Consider the following 16,435-nt stretch of genomic DNA (forward strand, 5'->3'; position numbering starts at 1 on the left):
CCGCTTGTGTTTTCATCCAGGCTGAGCAGCACCTTGTAGACAAGCCAGGCGCGTTCCACAGGGGGCAACTTCAACGCCTGTTCGATGAGCTCTTCAACGGTAACGGTCTCCATGGTTCCTCCCACGTCGCAGAGGAACCTTCCTACCTGAAGGGTCTGACAACTACCGGCCTACCGCTTCGACCTCTGCCCACAGGCGCTTGCCCTCAAGCGCCGTGTCGAGCGGTGCCCGTCGCTCCGAGATGCGCAGGAGCACGGCGGCCAGTTGGTCCAGGTGCATGGGCTTCAAGTGATGCAGCAGCGGCAGCTTGCCCAGCGTGTGCAGGATGCCGGGCGGCGCGTGGTATTCGCCCTCCAGCGCGGGTGGGCGCACCATCGTGTAGGGGATGCCGCTCTCGCGGACGATGCGCTCCGCTTCCGCCTTGGCCTTGAGGTACGCGCCCACCGGGCTTCCCGCTCCCACCGACGTGAGCAGCACGAAGTGGTCCACCCCCGCTGCCTTCGCCGCGTCCACCAGCTGCCGTGTGGTGCCGATGTCGCTCGACTCGTAGGTGTCCCCCGCCGCGAAGCGCTTGCGCATCGTGCCGATGAGCTGGAGCACCGTGGTGCTGCCCTTCATCGCCTCCACCAGCGCGGGCCCGTCCGCCAGCTCCAGCACCGCCTTCTTCGGCCAGTGGTTCGCGGGCTCCGTGTTCGTGCTCTTGGGGCGCACGTGCGGCGTCACGGAGACGCCCTGGGCCAGGGCCTGCCGCATCAGCGTGCGGCCCGTGGCGCCCGTGGCGCCCGCGACGAAGAGATGACGAGGAGCTGCGCTGCTCATGGCGATGCCTCCCGGCCGCGAACCTCGCGGCCCCTGGAGCGCTTCTTGAGCACACGGCCTGCCCCTTGCCCACTGTTTCCAGGGGGCACGCGTGAAAGCGGACAGCCAGCCTCAGCGTCCGGCGCGCTCGGCCTGGACCTCCCGCGCCTTCGTGAGGTCGTCCAGGAAGATGGCTTCCAGCTGACGTGCCGCCTCCTCGTCCTCCAGTACCAGTGAACCTTCCTCCAGCAGGTTGAACGACAGCGCGTCGTAGTTGATGGACCCCACCAGGATGAGCCGGTCATCCACCAGCATCGTCTTCGCGTGCATCATCGACGGCTGGTACTCCCAGAGGCGCACGCCCGCTGCCCGCAGCGTGTCGTAGCTCTGGCGCTGGAGCAGTGTGATGGCCCGCTGATCATTCTTGTCCCCCGGCGCCAGCACCCGCACGTCCACGCCCGCGCGTGCCTTCTCCACCAGCAAGGCCGTCAGCGCGTCGTTGGGCGTGAAGTACGCCTGCGAAATCCAGAGCCGCTTCTTCGCAGCCTTCACCATCAGCTGCGTCAGCCGCTCCGCGCGCGTCACCTCCGGGTTCGCCGTGCTGCTGACGAAGGCCGCCCAGCCTTCACCCGCGGCGTCCAGGCCGGGCTGCTCCACCGACAGCGTGGGGAAGTCCGTCTGCGGCAGCAGTTCGCCCGTCGACTCCTGCCAGTTCTCCGCGAACGCCTGCTGGAGCTGCGCCACCACCGGGCCCTGGACGCGCACGTTGGTGTCGCGCCATTCCTTTTCATTGCGCGCGTCGCCCAGCCACTCGTCCTGGATGGCGAGCCCGCCGGTGACGGCCACCCTGCCGTCCACCACGAGAATCTTCCGGTGGTTGCGCGCCAGGTTCTCGTCCGCTGGCAGCGGGCGGAACAGGTGGGCTTCGCAGCCGGCTGCTTCCAGCCGGGGCTTCACCTCCGTCTCGAAGGGTCCGCTGCCCAGCGGATCCACCAGCACGCGGCAGCGCACGCCCGCTCGGGCACGCTCGGCCAGTGCTTCAATCATGCGGTCGGACGCACGGCCCGGCCGCCAGATGAACATCACGATGTGAATGGAGGCGCGGGCCCGGCCGATTTCTTCCACCATCACGTCGAATACGGCGCCGTTGTTCGCCCACCGGATGCGGTTGCGCGGTTCCATCCGCACGCCCGTCGTCTGGTACAGCGCCGATGCGAAGCCCGCCCCACGCGATCCCACCTGCCCCGTGAGCTGGAATGGACGTGACGACTCCTTCGTGTTGCACGCGGACGGACATCCCGCGAGCAGCAACGCCCCCATCATTCCCACCAACCATCGCCCGCCCTTGTCCACGTCCGTTGCCCGCGCCTCCTGACCTTCAGGGGTAGGCACCCCCGGGTGACGTGTCACCCGTGAGCACGAGACGAGTGTTCTCTGTCCACGGTGTGGGTGTGCGCACAGGGTGGTGAGGTAGGCATGTCGATCTCCGGCGACGTGGGCCGTCTTTTTCGGCGAAACCCCCCACTGTCTCCCGAAAGGTCCGTCCCATGGCCCGCTACCTGATGTTGCTGCACGAGAACCCCGCCCACTTCGCCGCCATGTCCCCCGCCGAGCTGCAGGCCATCGTGGAGGAGTACGCCCGGTGGAGTGACGGGCTGCTCCAGGAGGGCCGCCTGCTCCAGGGCGAGAAGCTGCGCGACGAGGGCGGCCGGCGCCTGAAGCAGCAGGGCGGACAGTTACTCGTGTCGGACGGGCCGTACGCGGAGGTGAAGGACGTGGTGGGCGGCCTCTTCATCCTGTCCGCGGATTCGTATGACGCCGCCGTGACCCTGGCCCGGACGTGTCCGCACCTGCGCTACGGCGGTGAGGTCGAGCTTCGCGCCATCGAAGAGGTCTGACGGCGTGTCCTCCGTGACGCAGGCGCTGGAGTTGGCGTTTCGCGAGTGGTCCGCAGGGCTCGTCGCGGCCCTGGCCCGGCGCGTGGGGCTGGGGCGGTTGGACCTGGCGGAGGACTCGGTGCAGTTCGCCATGCTCCAGGCGGCGCGGACGTGGGGCTTCCACGGCATCCCGGAGCAGCCTCGCGCGTGGCTGCTGCGCGTGGCGCTGAACCGGCTGACGGACCTCTTGCGGCAGCGCGCGCCGGAGGTGCCGGAGGACTCGGAATCCGTGGAGGAGGCCACGCCGACGGAGGCGCCCACGCGCTTCGCGGCGGAGCTTCCGGATGATGCGCTGCGATTGCTCTTCGCGTGCTGTCATCCGGAGCTCTCCCGCGAGATGCAGGTGACACTCACGCTGAAGGTGGCGTGTGGCTTCTCCGTGCGCGAGGTCGCCGCCGCGTTGCTCGCGGACGAGCCCACCGTGGCGCAGCGCCTGGTGCGCGCGAAGCGGACACTGCGCGCCTGTCGAGCCACGCTGGAGGTGCCTTCTCCCGAGGCGCTACCGGAGCGGCTGGGCGCGGTGCACGCCGCGCTCTACCTGCTCTTCAACGAGGGCTACGAAGCCTCCGAGGGCCACGACCTGTCTCGCGCGGAGCTGTGCTTGGAGGCGCTGCGCCTGGCGGAGGTGTTGCTGTCGCACGCGGGGACCGCGACGCCGGAGGGCCATGCGCTGGCCGCGCTGTTCTGCTTCCGCACCGCGGGGCTTCCGGGCCGCGTGGATGCGCGGGGCGCGTTCGTGCCGCAGGAGGCGCGAACCGGGATGGAGTCGTCACCCCTCTTGATGTCTCGAGGGCTCTGGCACCTGCGTGCTTCCATGGGGACGGTACTGACGCCGCTGCACCTGGAGGCGGAGATCGCCTTCGTGCATGCGAAGACGTCCACACCGGGGCCCGAGGACAGCGCTCGGTTGCTGCGGTTGTACGACGCGCTACTGGCTCTCAAGCCGTCGCCCATCGTCGCGCTGGGACGCGTGGTGGCGCTGTCGCGCGTGCGCGGGCCGGCCGAGGCGCTGGAGGCGTTGGGGCCTTTGCGCTCGGAGGCAGTGCTGCGGCGGTATCCGTACCGCTTCGCCGTGGAGGGCATGCTGCTGGAACAGGTAGGGGCTCGGAGCAGGGCGGCGGATTGCTTCCGTCAGGCAGCGGCGCTGGCTCGGACGCCGCCGCAACGTGAGTACCTGCTCTCCCGGGCCCGAGCCTGTGAGTAGGAAACCGCGTGCTACCGTTCCGCTCCGTCGAGACACCGGGAGCGGACATGGCGTTGAGCACGTCGGCGGACTTCAAGTCGGATCTGGGCATGGAGCCTCATCGCCTGCTGCCCGTGGTGTCGCGACTGGATGACTTCATCCGGCCGTTCTGCGCCGCGCTCGATCACATCCTGCAGAACCGCTACCCCTCGCGGATGGTGTTGCAGCCCCAGCCGTACACGAACGTGCACGCGAAGCACGGCTACAGCAACACCACGGAGCACGAGACCATCCGCGCGCTGCGCAAGGTCCGCACGGCGGAGCACCTGCCCTTCTACGAGAACCAGCTCCGTGACGAGCACCAGCTCACGAAGCGCAAGCACCACACGGGCACATCGGCTTTCGAGCTGGGCGAGACGGACTGAAGCGTCTGCCATGGCCGGTACTTGCCGGGAAGAACGTCAGACGCGTGTCTTTTGCTGCCCTCGCCGGGGCATTCCTGTGAGGCGCGTATGCGGATGACGTTGCTGGTGCTGGTCGTAGTGCTGTTGGCCACGGGATGTGCCTCCGCACCGCATCCGAGGAGCTTGAGCTACGCGCCGAGCGGGACGCCCGCCTTCTCTGGGCCGGAGCAACGGTCGCCGCGCCGTCAGGGCGCACGTGACGATGCGACCGGTGGCGAGCGGGACTCTTCGCTGACGCGTGATGCAGTCCTCGCGGGCATTGCCGAAGTGAAGGGCTCGCTGGGCGGCGTCGAAGCCACGCTCTCCAGGTTGGCGGACCGTCCCTCTCCACTCGTGGGATGGAGCCTCAAAGGCGTCTTCACCCGCTACCTCGACCATGGCTCCAGTCAGGCGACGTGGATGAAGGGGTCGCTCGGGAGCGCCACCGCGCTGACACGCGTGGCTTCGGATGTGGGGGACGCGAGCATGGAGCAGGGGCTGCTGCGCATGACGGGACCGAAGCTCCAGGCGGCCATGTTCGGGACGCTGCTGATGGCCACCTGGGTGGACTTCCTCCACCTCGCGGATGCGGTGCTCCGGAACTGTCCGACGTGCAGCGTCGAGAAGCTCTTCGTCGACCTGCATCGCGTGCAGGAGTTGATGGATCCTGTGTTGGCGGACCTCGCCTCCCAGGACCCGGAGCGGGTGGAGGCGGCGGCGGTTGCGATGCCCGAGTTGATGGGGAAGCTGACCCGTGAATTCGACGCGATTCATCGGGAGACCCGCGCGAGCATGAAGCTCGGTGGGCAGGTCCTCGCGGCGGTGCGGGCGGTGGAGATGGTCGCCATGATTTCCACGCTGAAGGTGTCGCTGCCGCGGCTGCCTCCCTCGGCGCCTGCGTCGCTGGGCGTGGGCTTCGTGATGAGCTCGGGAGGAGTGATGACGGGCTCGCGGCTGGTGGTCTCCGCCGAATGGGTGGAGATGATGAGAAGGCTCGTGAGGGCGGGCGTCATCTCCGTCCCCGCCGTCAGTTCAGCAGTCCTCATCCACGGTGGACAGGTGCTGATGGCGCAAGCGCCTCGGGACCTGCCCACGGGCGTGCGTGAAGCGCTGGGTGACAGCCCCGAGGTTCGTGCCATGCACGAAACCGGCAGGGCAGGGGCGGGCATGTCCGATGCCCCGAAGCACCACGTCCTGCCGCAGGAGCACCGCGAGTGGTTCGAACGGCGCGGCTTCAAGGGTGACATGAACATTGACCAGTTTTGCGTCCGGATGGAGCGTGCCCATCACGAAGCGATTCACGGTGGTGGCAACTGGAAGCTGGGACGCACCTGGCCCGGCGAGTGGAATCGGCTGATCATGAAGGCACTGCGTGATGCTGAAGACAGGGCCGGCCGGATGCTGACGCGGAATGTGGTCCTCAGGATTGTCGGAGAGAATATGAAGGTCCACGACATCCCAATGAACTTCACTCCTGGGAGGGGGCGATGACCGACGGTCGCTCGTGGCAGGGAAACTGGAAGGCCCGCTTGTATGAGCGCGTCCGGGAGCGCGGATACGATTCGCTCACCGCCTTCGCCGAGGCTCGTCCTACCGCCTCACTGGTTGAGTTGGCCGAGGAGCTTGGCAAACACGACATTGCCGGAGCGCAGGTGTTCAGCGGGTTGGTGGCCGAAGCAGAGCGCAGTCATCAAGTTATGCGCCTGGTGCGCGGACAGCTTGTGCGCGAGCTGGCTCGACACCTGTCCAACGGATGGCCGACCGTGCTGGACGACGATGCCCGCATGGATGTTGCTGTCGCTCTCGGCCAATGGTCGGCATACACTCCAGAAACCCATGAAGAGCATGTGAGGCGGGCCGGCGACGCGCTTCTCGCCCATCCTCCTCCTCCTGGCTGGCGTCCGCTTGGTCCTGACGACGCGCTTCTCCGAATGCTCTTGCCGGACGACGAAGCCTGATGGGGCGAAGCTGCGGACTTTCAAGCCTACAAGCGAAGTTTGTTTGGAGCGCCAGCCGATGAGCGAAGGGCATTCCTGGGGTGGCAACTGGCCGGCGCGGCTGTATGGGCGGGTCCACGAGTTGGGATACGACTCACTGACCGCCTTCGCGGAGGCACGCCCTACCGCGTCGTTGGTGGCGGTGGCCGAAGAGCTTGGACGGGATGACTTCGCCGGAGTGCAGGTGTTCAAAGGGCTGGTCGAGGAGGCAGCGCGGACACATCGAGTGACCCGGTTGGTGCGCAGTCAGTTCGTTCGTGAATTGTCCGAGGGGCTCCCCAACGGCTGGCCGACCGTGCTGGACGACGAAAACCGAATAGAGGTCGCCATGGTGCTTGGGTCCTGGTTTGGGTTCACTCCCGAGACGCACCTGGCACGCGTCGAGTCGGTCATGGGTGCACTTCGCGCGAATCCGCCCGCGCCCGGCTGGCGTCCGCTCGATCCTGACGACGAACTGCTCCGCACGCTTTTGCCCGACGAAGAAGCCTGAGATGACCTATGGACGCTCATGGCAGGTCAATTGGCGAGTCCGCTTGTACGAGCGGGTCCGTGAGCGCGGCTACAATTCGCTCACCGCCTTTGCCGAGGCGCGTCCTGCCGTTTCGCTGAATCAGCTTGCCGAGGAACTTGGCAAGGATGACATCGCTGGGGTGCAGGTCCTGGGCGGATTGCATGCCGAGGCGGAGCAGCGCAAACAAGTCACACGTTTTGTGCGTGACTTGCTCGTGCGTGAGCTGTCCGAGAGCCTCCCCCGCGGCTGGCCAGCCGTGATGGATGACGAAGCTCGTTTCCAGGTCGCCAAGGTGCTCGGCTGCTGGTCCGCTGATACTCCTGATACTCACAAGGAGCGGGTAAGACAGGCCCGGGGTGCCCTTCGCGTGAGTCCTCCGCCTCCCGGCTGGCGCCCGCTCGGCCCTGACGACGAACTGCTCCGCACGCTCCTTCCCGACGAAGAGGCGTGACTACTTGCGCGTATCCCCTGGAGGCGTGGCCACCACCTCACGCCCCAGCTCCAGCATCGTGGCGCTCTCCGACGGATCCGGGCGCTTGTCCCGCAGCGTGACGAACTCCTCCGCCGCAGTGGGGTGGATGCCCACCGTGGCGTCGAGCTGCTTCTTCGTCACGCCGCACTTCAGCGCCACCGCGAGCCCCTGGATGATCTCCGGCGCGTCCGCGCCCACCATGTGGAAGCCCAGCACCCGCTCCGTGCCTCGCTCCACCACCACCTTCATCATCGACCGCTCATCCCGGCCCGTCAGCGTGTGCTTCATCGGCCGGAAGCTGGACACGTAGACGTCCACCTTGCCGTATCGCTCCATCGCCTCGCGCTCCGTGAGCCCCACCGTGCCCACGGGCGGCTGGCTGAACACCGCGGACGGGACGTTCTCGTGGTCCATCGTCACCGGGTTGTTCCGGTACAGCGTCTCCACCATCGCTCGGCCCTCCGCGATGGCCACTGGCGTGAGGTTGAGCCGGTCCGTCACGTCCCCCACCGCGTAGATGCTCTCCACCGATGAACGCGACTGCGTGTCCACCACCACCGCGCCGCGCTCGTTCAGCTTCACACCCGCCTCCTCGAGGCCCAGGCCCTGCGTGTTGGGTATGCGGCCGGTGGAGTACAGCACCGCGTCCACCTCCAGCGTGTCCCCCATGCGCGTCAGCAGGCTGAGCGTGCCGTCCTCTCGCTTCTCGATGTCCTGGACGAACGTCTCCGGGCGGATGTCCACGCCCTTCTTGCGCATCTCCTGCGTCAGCGCCGCGCGGATGTCGTTGTCGAAGCCCCGCAGCACCGTGTCGCCGCGAATCAGCATCGTCACCTTCGCGCCCAGCGCCGCGAAGATGCCCGCGAACTCCACTCCGATGTAGCCACCTCCCACCACCGCCACCCGGCGCGGCAGCGTGGGCAACTCCAGCGCCTGCTCGGACGTGAGCGCGTGCTCGATGCCCGTCACCTCCGGCAGATAGGGCCGCCCACCCGTGGCCACCAGGATGCGCTCCGCCGTGTAGCGCTTGCCCGCGACCTCCACCGTGTGCGCGTCCACCACCCGGCCCCGGCCCTCCACCAGCGTCACGCCCGCGTCGCGCAGCAGCCGCCCGTAGATGCCCGTCAGCCGGTCCAGCTCCTTCGCCTTCACCGTCTGGAGCTTCTTCCAGTCCAGAGCGGGGCTGTTCACCGTCCAGCCGTAGCCGGCCGCGTCCTCCATGTCGTAGCGGTAGTGCGCCGCGTACACGAGCAGCTTCTTGGGCACGCACCCTCGCAGCACGCACGTGCCGCCCACGCGCCCCTCCTCGCAGATGGCCACCTTCGCCCCGGAGGCCCCCGCTCGCCGGCTGGCCGCCACGCCGCCCGACCCCGCGCCCAATGTGAACAAGTCGAAGTCGTAGCCCGCCATCCGGTGTCCTCCCTGCGTCAAAAGTGATGTTTCAGCGCTCCAGAGGGAAGAAACCCTGCCGGGCCCCGCCCGCCGGGCTGCTCCCCAGGGCCCGAAGCGCCTCCTGCTTCGGCTGCCCCCGATGCATTCAATCCCCCTCCCGCACGAGAAGGGGGGATATCCTCACCGGCAGGGCGGCTCCCCCTCAATGTCTCACCCCCCCTCCTGTCAGACCTCCTCCCGGGCGGATGCCCCGGACATCGACACGTCTCCGGGCATGGATCCGGAAGTCGTGGGGCGCCGGTACCGCATCCTCGACCTGCTGGGGCGCGGCGGCGCGGGCACCGTGTGGCGCGCGCAGGACGGACTGTCCGGGCCGGTGGCCCTCAAGCGGCTGCACAAGACGGTGGCGGACCTGGCGCGGCGGCCCGGCCGGGGCACCCCTTCCGCGTTCGCCACGCAGGGCATGGCGCTGTCCCTGGCCCATGAGTTCCAGACGCTGGTGTCGCTGCGCCACCCGCACGTCATCCGCGTGCTGGACTACGGCTTCGACGCGGAGGGCCGGCCCTACCTGTCCATGGACCTGCTGGAGGACGCGCGCACGCTGGTGGAGGCCGGCACGGACGCGCCCCTGGCGACGCAGGTGGGGCTGCTCATCCAGACGCTCCAGGCGCTCGCGTACCTGCACCGGCGCGGCATCATCCACCGCGACCTGAAGCCCGGGAACGTGCTGGTGGTGCGCGGCCAGGTGAAGGTGCTGGACTTCGGCCTGGCCGTGGGCCGCGACCAGCAGGGCCGCCGCGCGCAGCCCGCGGGCACCCCCGGTTACCTGGCCCCGGAGCTCTTCGAGGACCAGCCCCCTTCCGAGCTGACCGACCTGTTCGGCTTCGGCGCCATGGCGTGCCAGATGTTCTTCGGCCGGCTGCCCCACGCGGGCCAGGTGTTCGCGACGCCGGGCTTCCCGCCCGCGCTCAAGGCCCTGCTGGAGCAGCTGGTGGCGCCCGAAGCCCACCGCCGGCCGCGCGACGCGGAGGCCGTCATCACCGCGCTGAGCGACGCCGTGGGCCAGCCCCGGCCCGCCGAGTCCGCCGCCACGCGCGAGAGCTTCCTCCAGTCCGCGCGCTTCGTGGGCCGCGTCGCGGAGCGCGAACACCTGACGGACGTGCTCGACGCGGCGATGGCGGGCCAGGGCGGCGCGTGGCTCATCGGCGGCGAGAGCGGCGTGGGCAAGTCGCGCCTTTTGGAGGAGGTGCGCTCGCTGGCGCTGGTGCGCGGCGCGATGGTGCTGCGCGGCCAGGCGGTGGACACCGGCGGCGTGCCCTACCAGGAGTGGCGCGCGGTGCTGCGCTGGCTGCCCATGCTCACGGAGCTCTCCGACCGCGAGTCGCGCGTGCTCCGGCCGCTGGTGCCGGACCTGGACGCGCTGCTGGGCCGCGAGGTGCCCGCCGCGCCGGAGCTGGACGCGGACATGGCGCAGCTGCGCCTGCACCAGACGGTGGAGGACCTCTTCGCCCGCCTGTCGCAGCCCACCGTGGTCATCCTGGAGGACCTGCATCAGGCGCACGCCGAATCGCTCCAGCTCCTCGCGCAGCTCGCGGCGAGGGCGCCGGGGCTGCCGCTGCTGTTGCTCGTGAGCTTCCGCGACGACGAGTCCCCGCAGCTGCCGGAGCACCTGCCCGGCACTCGCGTGCTGCGGCTGCAACGGCTGAACGCGGAGGAGATCGCCCAGCTGGGCGAGTCCATGCTGGGCGCCGTCGGCCGCCGGCCCGACGTGGTGTCGCTGTTGCGCCGCGAGTCGGAGGGCAATCCGTTCCTGCTGGTGGAGGTGGTGCGCGCGCTCGCGGAGGACGCGGGGGGCCTGGACCGGCTGGGCGCCGTCGCGCTGCCCCAGCGCGTGTGGGCGGGCGGCATGCGCGCGCTGGTGCAGCGCCGGCTGGAGAAGGTGCCTCGGGAGTCGCGGGAGCTGCTGGACGTGGCGGCGCTGCTGGGCCGGGAGCTGGACCTGGCGGTGCTGGAGCGGGCCGCGCCCGGCGTGGACGTGGAGGCGTGGCTCACCGACTGCGCGGCGGCGGCGGTGCTGGACGTGGCTGACGGCCGCTGGCGCTTCGCTCACGACAAGCTGCGCGAAAGGTTGCTGGAGGACCTGTCCCCGACGCTCCGCCCCGCGCTCCACCGGCGCGCGGCCCTGGCGCTGGAGGCGGCCCACCCAACGGGCCACGCCGCCGCGCTGTCGTACCACTGGGGGCAGGCCGGGGACGCGGCCCGCGAATCGCACCACGCGCGGATCGCGGGCGAGGAGGCGCTGGCGGTGGGTGCGTGCCGGGAAGCGGTGCCGCTGCTCTCGCGGGCGCTGGCGGTCGCGCCCCAGGCCACGCCGCTGGAGCGGGGCCGCGTGGAGGCCCTGCTGGCGGAGGCGCGCTTCCAGCTGGGAGACCTGGAGGCCTTCCGCGTGCACGCGGAGTCAGCGCTCGCGCACTTCGGATGGCGTGTGCCTTCGTCGCGCGTGGCGTGGGTGCTGGGCACGCTGACGCAGGCGCTGTCTCGGCTGGCGCAGAGCGCCCGTCCAGATGCGTACGTGGATGATTCCAGGCGGCGCCGGGAGTCGCGGCGGGTGGCGGGCCGGCTGCTGATGCGGCTCACCGACGCGTTCATCTACGCGCAGGAAGCGCTGCCGGTGCTCTGGAGCGGCCTGCGCATGCTCAACCTGTGCGAGCCCGCGGGGCCCACGCCGGAGCTGGCGCGCGGCTACACGGTGATGGCGGTGGTGGCGGGCACGGTGCCGGTGCACCGCGTGGCGGACGCGTGGGTGAAGCGGGCGCAGGAGGTGGCCGAAAGCGTGGGCCGCCCGGCGGACCTGGCCTACGTGCTCAACCGCAACGCGGTGTGCGCGGTGTACCAGGCGCGCTGGCAGGACGTGGAGACGTGGCTCGCTCGGGCGACGGCCATCGTGGACTCGGTGGGGGACCTGCGGCTGGCGGAGGAGTGCCGCGCGCTGCTCACCGTGTCCGCCATGTACCGCGGCCAGTTCGCGCGGGGCCTGCCGCTGATGGACTGGCTGGAGGCGTCCGCGGTGCGCCGGGGCTCGGCGCAGACGCAGCACTGGGCCCAGCATTACCGCGCGCACATGCTGCTGCGGCTGGGCGAACACGCGCGGGCCCGCGTGGCGCTGGAGCCGGCGCTCGCGTGGACGGAGGCGCACGGCGGCGCCACCGACCGCATCATCGTGGACGGCACGCTGGCGCTCTTGTGCCTGCGCGAGGGCGACACAGCGGGTGCCCGCGCGGCGGCGGAGAAGGCGCTGGTGCGGCTGTCCGCGGGCAAGCCGGTGGCGCACTTCGTCTACTTCGGCGCGACGGCGGTGGCGGAGGTGCTGCTCACGCTCCTGGCTCGCGAGACGCCCGGGCCCGGATTGCAGGCGCTCACGCACAGCGCGCGGTCCGCGCTCCAGGAGGTGGAGCGCTTCGCGCGGGTGTTCCCCTTCGGCGAGCCCTCCGCGTGGCTGTGGCGCGGCTGTGAGGCGTGGCTCGCGGGCAAGCAGCGCAAGGCCTTCCGCGCGTGGAAGCGCTGCATCGCGGAGTCGGACGCGCGGGGCATGCCCTACGAGGCGGCGCGCGCGCGGCTGGAGTGGGCGCGGCATCTGCCCGCGGACGACGCGGAGCGCGCGGAGTTGCTGCGGCGCGCGGCGGAGGATTTCACCCGGCTGGGGGCGCGCGAGGACCTGTCGCGGACCCTGGCCGAACAAGGGACGGCAGGGTGACGAAGCGATGATGTGGCTGAGGGACGTGGCGTTGCTGGCATGCCCGGATTGCCGGGGCCAGATGGTGTGGCACGGGCAGAGCGAGGACGACCGGCTGGACGAGGGACGTCTTCTCTGCGGTAGCTGCGGCGAGACGTGGGAGGTGGCGGACGGGCTCGCCCAGCTGTACCGCGAGGACCGCGTGCAGGGCACGGACCGCCTGATGCGCCATGTCTACGACGGGCTCCCCGCGCTGCACGACCCGCTGACGGCGGTGCTGACGCCCCTGTTCCAGTCCGTCTCCGAATCGCGGATGCGCGACGGGTACATGCGCAGGTTGGAGTTGGGCGCGCTGAAGCCTCGCGACGACGGACAGCCCGTGCGCGTGCTGGAGGTGGGCGTGGGCGCGGGCGCGAACCTGCCTCGCATCCGGGGCGCGCTGCCGCCGGGCCTGCCCGTGGAGGTGTGGGGCCTGGACCTGAGCACCGGCATGCTGGCGCAGTGCGAGAAGCGGCTGCGCAAGGGCCGGGGCGTGAAGGACACGCGGCTGCTGGTGGCGGACGCGCACGCGCTCCCGTTCAAGGACGGCCTGTTCGACCGCGTCTTCCACGTCGGAGGGATTGGGAGCTACCGCCAGCCCGCGGTGGCGCTGCGGGAGATGGCGCGCGTGGCGCGGCCCGGCACGCCGCTGGTGGTGGTGGACGAGCAACTGGACGCGGCCTTCCGTCCGTCGCTGTTCCAGCGCGCCGCCTTCCGCGCCCTCACGTTCTACACGCGCGACGCGAAGAGCCCCCGCGCGCTGCTGCCGAGGAACGCCGAAGACGTCATCGAGGAACAGGTGTCACCGTTCTACTACTGCCTCACGTTCCGCGTTCCGGCCGTCACGGGTTGAGCACCAGGTCCAGCAGCTTCAGCGTCATGCCGCCCGTGAAGTCGATGGTGGCGCCGTTGAACCACGCGGCGTCGTCACCCACGAGCACGGTGACGAAGCGGGCCACCTCGTCCAGCGTGCCCATGCGCCCCGCGGGGTTCATGGCCGCGTGGCGCGCTTCCAGCCGGGCCAGCGCCTCCGGCGAGTAGACGTGGCGCAGCGCGGGCGTCATCACCGTGCCGAACTTGAGCAGGTTGACCCGGTGGCCCTTGGGGCCCAGCTCCATGGCCAGGTGGCGCACGTACATCTCCAGCGAGGCCTTGGCGGCGCTGATGAGGCCGGTGTTGCCCAGGTGCGTCTCGTCCAGCGGGTTCTGCAGGCCCAGCAGGCGCGCGTCCGGAGCCAGCAGGTCGCGTTGAACAAGCGCCTGCGTCCAGTACACGAACGAGTGCGCCATGCAGTCGAACGTGCGCTGGATGCGGCGCGGGTGCAGCCGGTCCGGGCCCTCGGAGAGGAAGCGGCCCACGGACGCGCCGGCGATGGCGTGCACGAACAGCTTCACGCTGCGGGGGCCGGTGCGCTGGAGCAGCTCATCCGCGCCGGCCTCGGCGGCTTCGAACGTGGAGGCATCCGCCTGTCGCAGGTGCACTTCACGGCCCGCCTCGCGCACGCGGGTCTCCAGCTCGCGCGCGGTGTCCGGGTAGCGGCCCCGGTGCACGCCGAAGACGTTCAGCCCCGGCTTGCGCGCGACGGCCTCCGCGATGGCCGCGCCCGAGCCGGAAGAGGCACCCAGGATGAGCGCCCACGCCGGGGGAGCACCCTCCGATTCGGCTGGAGGAGATCCGCCTGGGACAGGGGGCTCGTGCATGGTGCTCATCATAGGAATCCACGCGGGGTGGGGCTCGGGAGACGGCAGGGGTCCTCGACGGAAAGGGGAACGGAGTGGAAAGATCCACCCATGCCCTCAGTGAAGTTCCTCTTGGCGTGTCGGGTCCTGCCCGTCCTCGCATTGCTCGCGGCCTGTGCCCATGGCTCCTCGGACGAAACGAAGTCGGAGTCCGAACAGGAGCTCACCACGCTGTACCAGCGCACCTGCGGTGGGAGGCTGGCGCAGGCGTGCTTCGAACAGGCCGAGCGCCTGCGCACGGGCGACGGCGTCACGAAGGACGTCGCTCGCGCGGCGACGCTCCATGAGCTGGGCTGCAACGGCGACGACCTGCGCGCGTGCGTGGCGCTGGGCGAGCTGAAGGAGGAGGGCCGGGGCGTCGCGAAGGACGAGGCGGAAGCGGCGCGCCTGTACGCACGGGGCTGTGAGCGGGACCTGCCGGAGGGCTGCGGCCACCTGGCGCTGCTGTACGGCGAGGGCCGGGGCGTGGCGAAGGACCTCACGCAGGCGGTGCGCCTCTACGAGCGCGGCTGCGCCGGGGATGACCGGCTGTCGTGCAACAACCTGGGCGTGCTGAAGCTGATGGGCGGCTTCGGCGTCGAGCAGGACGTGGCGGCGGGCATGGGGATGCTGGTGCAGGCGTGCAACCGGAGCCTTGGGGTCGCCTGCCTCACGGTGGCGCGCGAGTTCGACCAGGGCGTGCGCACGCGCAAGGACGCGCGCCTCGCGTCCAGCTACTTCCGCATGGCGTGCGGAATGGGCGCGCAGGAGGCGTGCACGTCCGCGAACGCGGCGGTGGTGGCGAAGCCGGAGCCCACGCCCGCCGTCACGCCGGAGGAGGGCGCGAAGCTGGATGGGGTCCGCGCCATGTGTGAGCTGGGCGCCGGCGTGGGCCTGGGCATGGCGTGCCACATGATGGGCACCGCGTACGAGAAGGGCGCGGGCGTGGCGGTGAACCCCGGCCGCGCGACGATGTTCTACCAGCGCGCGTGCGACCACGAGGTGCCGGAGGCCTGCGGCGACGTGCGGCGCATGCTGGGGCTCACGGCGGACGGCGCGAAGGCCGAAGGCCCGAAGCAGTCCGTGTTGCAGTCGCTCCAACTGGACCCGGCGAAGACCGCTCCGGAGAAGCCGAAGCAGTCCGTGTTGCAGTCGCTCCAACTGGATGCGGGCAAGGTCTCCGCGAACGCGAAGCCCGCGCCGCGAGCCTCCGTCGACCGCTGGAAGGAGGAGTGTCAGGACGGAAAGGGCGAGGGGGATGCGTGCGCCCGGCTGGGGGCGGTGCTGCTGGAGGGGAGCGCCGGGCTCCAGGTGGATGTGAAGCGGGGCATGAAGTTGCTGGAGGACGCATGCCTGAAACGCGCGCCCGCCGCCTGCGTGCGGCTCTGGAGCGTGCTGTCCTCCGGTGATGAGGCTTTGAAGATTGGACCGGCTCCACTCGTGGGACTCGCCTTCCTGGAGACGGGGTGCGAAGCGCGCGACGGCGGCGATGCGTGCAACCTGCTGGGCATGGCCCTGACCAACACCCTCCGCCCGTACGCGAACCTGGGGAAGGGCATTCAGGCCTGGCGCGACGGATGCCTCGGGCATGAGGACACGAACAGCTGTGTGCTGTTCCTCGCCATGACGCGGAAGCTCGCCGCCTCGGGGCCGGAGGCGTTGAGGGCGGACGCGCAAGGCAGCATCCCTGGCATCCAGGCCCATGCCTGCAAGGCGCGCATGAAGGACGCCTGCGAAGCGCTGGGCCAGCCGATGCCGAAGGACGTCCTGCGGGTGCGCCACCTGCGGACGGACTGCGACGCGGGCGACCCGGATGCCTGCGCGGACCTGGCCCTCAAGTACCGTCAGGCCAACGAAGGCAGCCGGTTCGCCACGGTCGAGCGCAACCTCGAGGAAGAGCTCCGGGTGGCGGAGAAGGGGTGCGCCGGTGGCAGCAGCGACGCCTGCTGGCAGCTGGCGAAGCGCTCCAGCGAGGAGAGGGTCGCGGGCGTTCCCCGCGACCTGGAAGCCGCCTTCGCACGCTCGGAGCTGGCCTGCGCCATGAAGTCCGGGGACGCGTGCGAGCTGCTCGCGAAGCTCCTGCGGGAGCACCGCCACCTGGGGCCGGATGCACCGCAGGTCCAGGAGGCCCGGGCGCGGGCCTGCCTGTACTGGCCCGCGTCGTGGCGCGAGAAGCAATGCGCGAAGTAGGCCTCAGTCGCCCCGGAGCTGA

At 70.3% G+C, this 16,435-nt stretch carries 14 protein-coding genes; 10 read left to right on the forward strand and 4 right to left on the reverse strand.

Annotated elements, in window-relative coordinates:
• Positions 1-162: 162 nt before the first annotated feature.
• Both D7X99_RS06290 and D7X99_RS06295 read right to left on the reverse strand, forming a co-directional pair.
• Entirely contained in the window at positions 163-819 is a 657-nt protein-coding gene (locus D7X99_RS06290; RefSeq protein WP_121776943.1) for an NAD(P)-binding oxidoreductase, read from the reverse strand.
• A gap of 111 nt (positions 820-930) precedes the next feature.
• Positions 931-2,151, reverse strand: a complete 1,221-nt coding sequence (locus D7X99_RS06295; RefSeq protein ID WP_233613139.1) for a phosphatidylserine/phosphatidylglycerophosphate/cardiolipin synthase family protein — start codon at positions 2,149-2,151, stop codon at positions 931-933.
• Positions 2,152-2,345: 194 nt separating this feature from the next.
• On the opposite strand from D7X99_RS06295, the gene D7X99_RS06300 reads away from it, so the two are divergent.
• The 7 genes from D7X99_RS06300 to D7X99_RS06330 all read left to right on the forward strand — a co-directional run bounded on the left by D7X99_RS06300 (position 2,346) and on the right by D7X99_RS06330 (position 7,320).
• Positions 2,346-2,696: a YciI family protein gene (locus D7X99_RS06300; RefSeq protein ID WP_121776944.1), complete on the forward strand. Its 351-nt coding sequence runs from the start codon at positions 2,346-2,348 to the stop codon at positions 2,694-2,696.
• 4 nt (positions 2,697-2,700) lie between these two features.
• Positions 2,701-3,939 carry an RNA polymerase sigma factor gene (locus D7X99_RS06305; protein ID WP_158626935.1) on the forward strand — a complete coding sequence of 413 codons (1,239 nt, stop codon included), beginning with the start codon at positions 2,701-2,703 and terminating at the stop codon, positions 3,937-3,939.
• A gap of 47 nt (positions 3,940-3,986) precedes the next feature.
• Positions 3,987-4,343 (forward strand): hypothetical protein, encoded by a 357-nt coding sequence (locus D7X99_RS06310; protein ID WP_121776946.1) that lies wholly within the window; start codon positions 3,987-3,989, stop codon positions 4,341-4,343.
• Between the two features lie 87 nt (positions 4,344-4,430).
• Entirely contained in the window at positions 4,431-5,852 is a 1,422-nt protein-coding gene (locus tag D7X99_RS06315; RefSeq protein ID WP_121776947.1) for a DUF2380 domain-containing protein, read from the forward strand.
• Positions 5,849-6,319 (forward strand): NUDIX hydrolase, encoded by a 471-nt coding sequence (locus tag D7X99_RS06320; RefSeq protein ID WP_121776948.1) that lies wholly within the window; start codon positions 5,849-5,851, stop codon positions 6,317-6,319. The genes D7X99_RS06315 and D7X99_RS06320 overlap by 4 nt, the downstream gene beginning before the upstream one ends.
• A gap of 58 nt (positions 6,320-6,377) precedes the next feature.
• Entirely contained in the window at positions 6,378-6,848 is a 471-nt protein-coding gene (locus D7X99_RS06325; RefSeq protein WP_121776949.1) for an NUDIX hydrolase, read from the forward strand.
• A 1-nt stretch (position 6,849) separates the two neighbouring features.
• Positions 6,850-7,320 carry an NUDIX hydrolase gene (locus D7X99_RS06330; protein WP_121776950.1) on the forward strand — a complete coding sequence of 157 codons (471 nt, stop codon included), beginning with the start codon at positions 6,850-6,852 and terminating at the stop codon, positions 7,318-7,320.
• Here the strand turns inward: D7X99_RS06330 and gor are convergent, their stop codons facing one another.
• A complete protein-coding gene (gor, locus tag D7X99_RS06335; protein WP_121776951.1) occupies positions 7,321-8,751 on the reverse strand; it encodes a glutathione-disulfide reductase in 1,431 nt (476 codons plus the stop codon).
• Between the two features lie 187 nt (positions 8,752-8,938).
• Here gor and D7X99_RS06340 point away from each other — a divergent pair, with 187 nt between their 5' ends.
• Positions 8,939-12,487 (forward strand): serine/threonine-protein kinase, encoded by a 3,549-nt coding sequence (locus D7X99_RS06340; protein ID WP_121776952.1) that lies wholly within the window; start codon positions 8,939-8,941, stop codon positions 12,485-12,487.
• A gap of 7 nt (positions 12,488-12,494) precedes the next feature.
• Positions 12,495-13,358 (forward strand): methyltransferase domain-containing protein, encoded by an 864-nt coding sequence (locus D7X99_RS06345; RefSeq protein ID WP_169826220.1) that lies wholly within the window; start codon positions 12,495-12,497, stop codon positions 13,356-13,358.
• Here the strand turns inward: D7X99_RS06345 and D7X99_RS06350 are convergent.
• Positions 13,348-14,205: an SDR family NAD(P)-dependent oxidoreductase gene (locus D7X99_RS06350; protein ID WP_233596616.1), complete on the reverse strand. Its 858-nt coding sequence runs from the start codon at positions 14,203-14,205 to the stop codon at positions 13,348-13,350. The genes D7X99_RS06345 and D7X99_RS06350 overlap by 11 nt on opposite strands.
• Positions 14,206-14,295: 90 nt before the next feature.
• Between D7X99_RS06350 and D7X99_RS06355 the strand changes: the two genes are divergently transcribed.
• Positions 14,296-16,413 (forward strand): SEL1-like repeat protein, encoded by a 2,118-nt coding sequence (locus D7X99_RS06355; protein WP_121776953.1) that lies wholly within the window; start codon positions 14,296-14,298, stop codon positions 16,411-16,413.
• Positions 16,414-16,435: the final 22 nt, after the last annotated feature.

This window comes from Corallococcus sp. AB032C (genome assembly GCF_003668935.1).
GTDB classification, from domain to species: domain Bacteria; phylum Myxococcota; class Myxococcia; order Myxococcales; family Myxococcaceae; genus Corallococcus; species Corallococcus exiguus.

Coding starts and splice junctions, on each gene's coding strand:
- D7X99_RS06290 (WP_121776943.1), bottom strand. CDS start 819: ATGAGCAGCGCAGCTCCTCGTCATCTCTTCGTCGCGGGCGCCACGGGC.
- D7X99_RS06300 (WP_121776944.1), top strand. CDS start 2,346: ATGGCCCGCTACCTGATGTTGCTGCACGAGAACCCCGCCCACTTCGCC.
- D7X99_RS06310 (WP_121776946.1), top strand. CDS start 3,987: ATGGCGTTGAGCACGTCGGCGGACTTCAAGTCGGATCTGGGCATGGAG.
- D7X99_RS06315 (WP_121776947.1), top strand. CDS start 4,431: ATGCGGATGACGTTGCTGGTGCTGGTCGTAGTGCTGTTGGCCACGGGA.
- D7X99_RS06320 (WP_121776948.1), top strand. CDS start 5,849: ATGACCGACGGTCGCTCGTGGCAGGGAAACTGGAAGGCCCGCTTGTAT.
- D7X99_RS06325 (WP_121776949.1), top strand. CDS start 6,378: ATGAGCGAAGGGCATTCCTGGGGTGGCAACTGGCCGGCGCGGCTGTAT.
- D7X99_RS06330 (WP_121776950.1), top strand. CDS start 6,850: ATGACCTATGGACGCTCATGGCAGGTCAATTGGCGAGTCCGCTTGTAC.
- gor (WP_121776951.1), bottom strand. CDS start 8,751: ATGGCGGGCTACGACTTCGACTTGTTCACATTGGGCGCGGGGTCGGGC.
- D7X99_RS06340 (WP_121776952.1), top strand. CDS start 8,939: ATGTCTCACCCCCCCTCCTGTCAGACCTCCTCCCGGGCGGATGCCCCG.
- D7X99_RS06345 (WP_169826220.1), top strand. CDS start 12,495: ATGATGTGGCTGAGGGACGTGGCGTTGCTGGCATGCCCGGATTGCCGG.
- D7X99_RS06350 (WP_233596616.1), bottom strand. CDS start 14,205: ATGCACGAGCCCCCTGTCCCAGGCGGATCTCCTCCAGCCGAATCGGAG.
- D7X99_RS06355 (WP_121776953.1), top strand. CDS start 14,296: ATGCCCTCAGTGAAGTTCCTCTTGGCGTGTCGGGTCCTGCCCGTCCTC.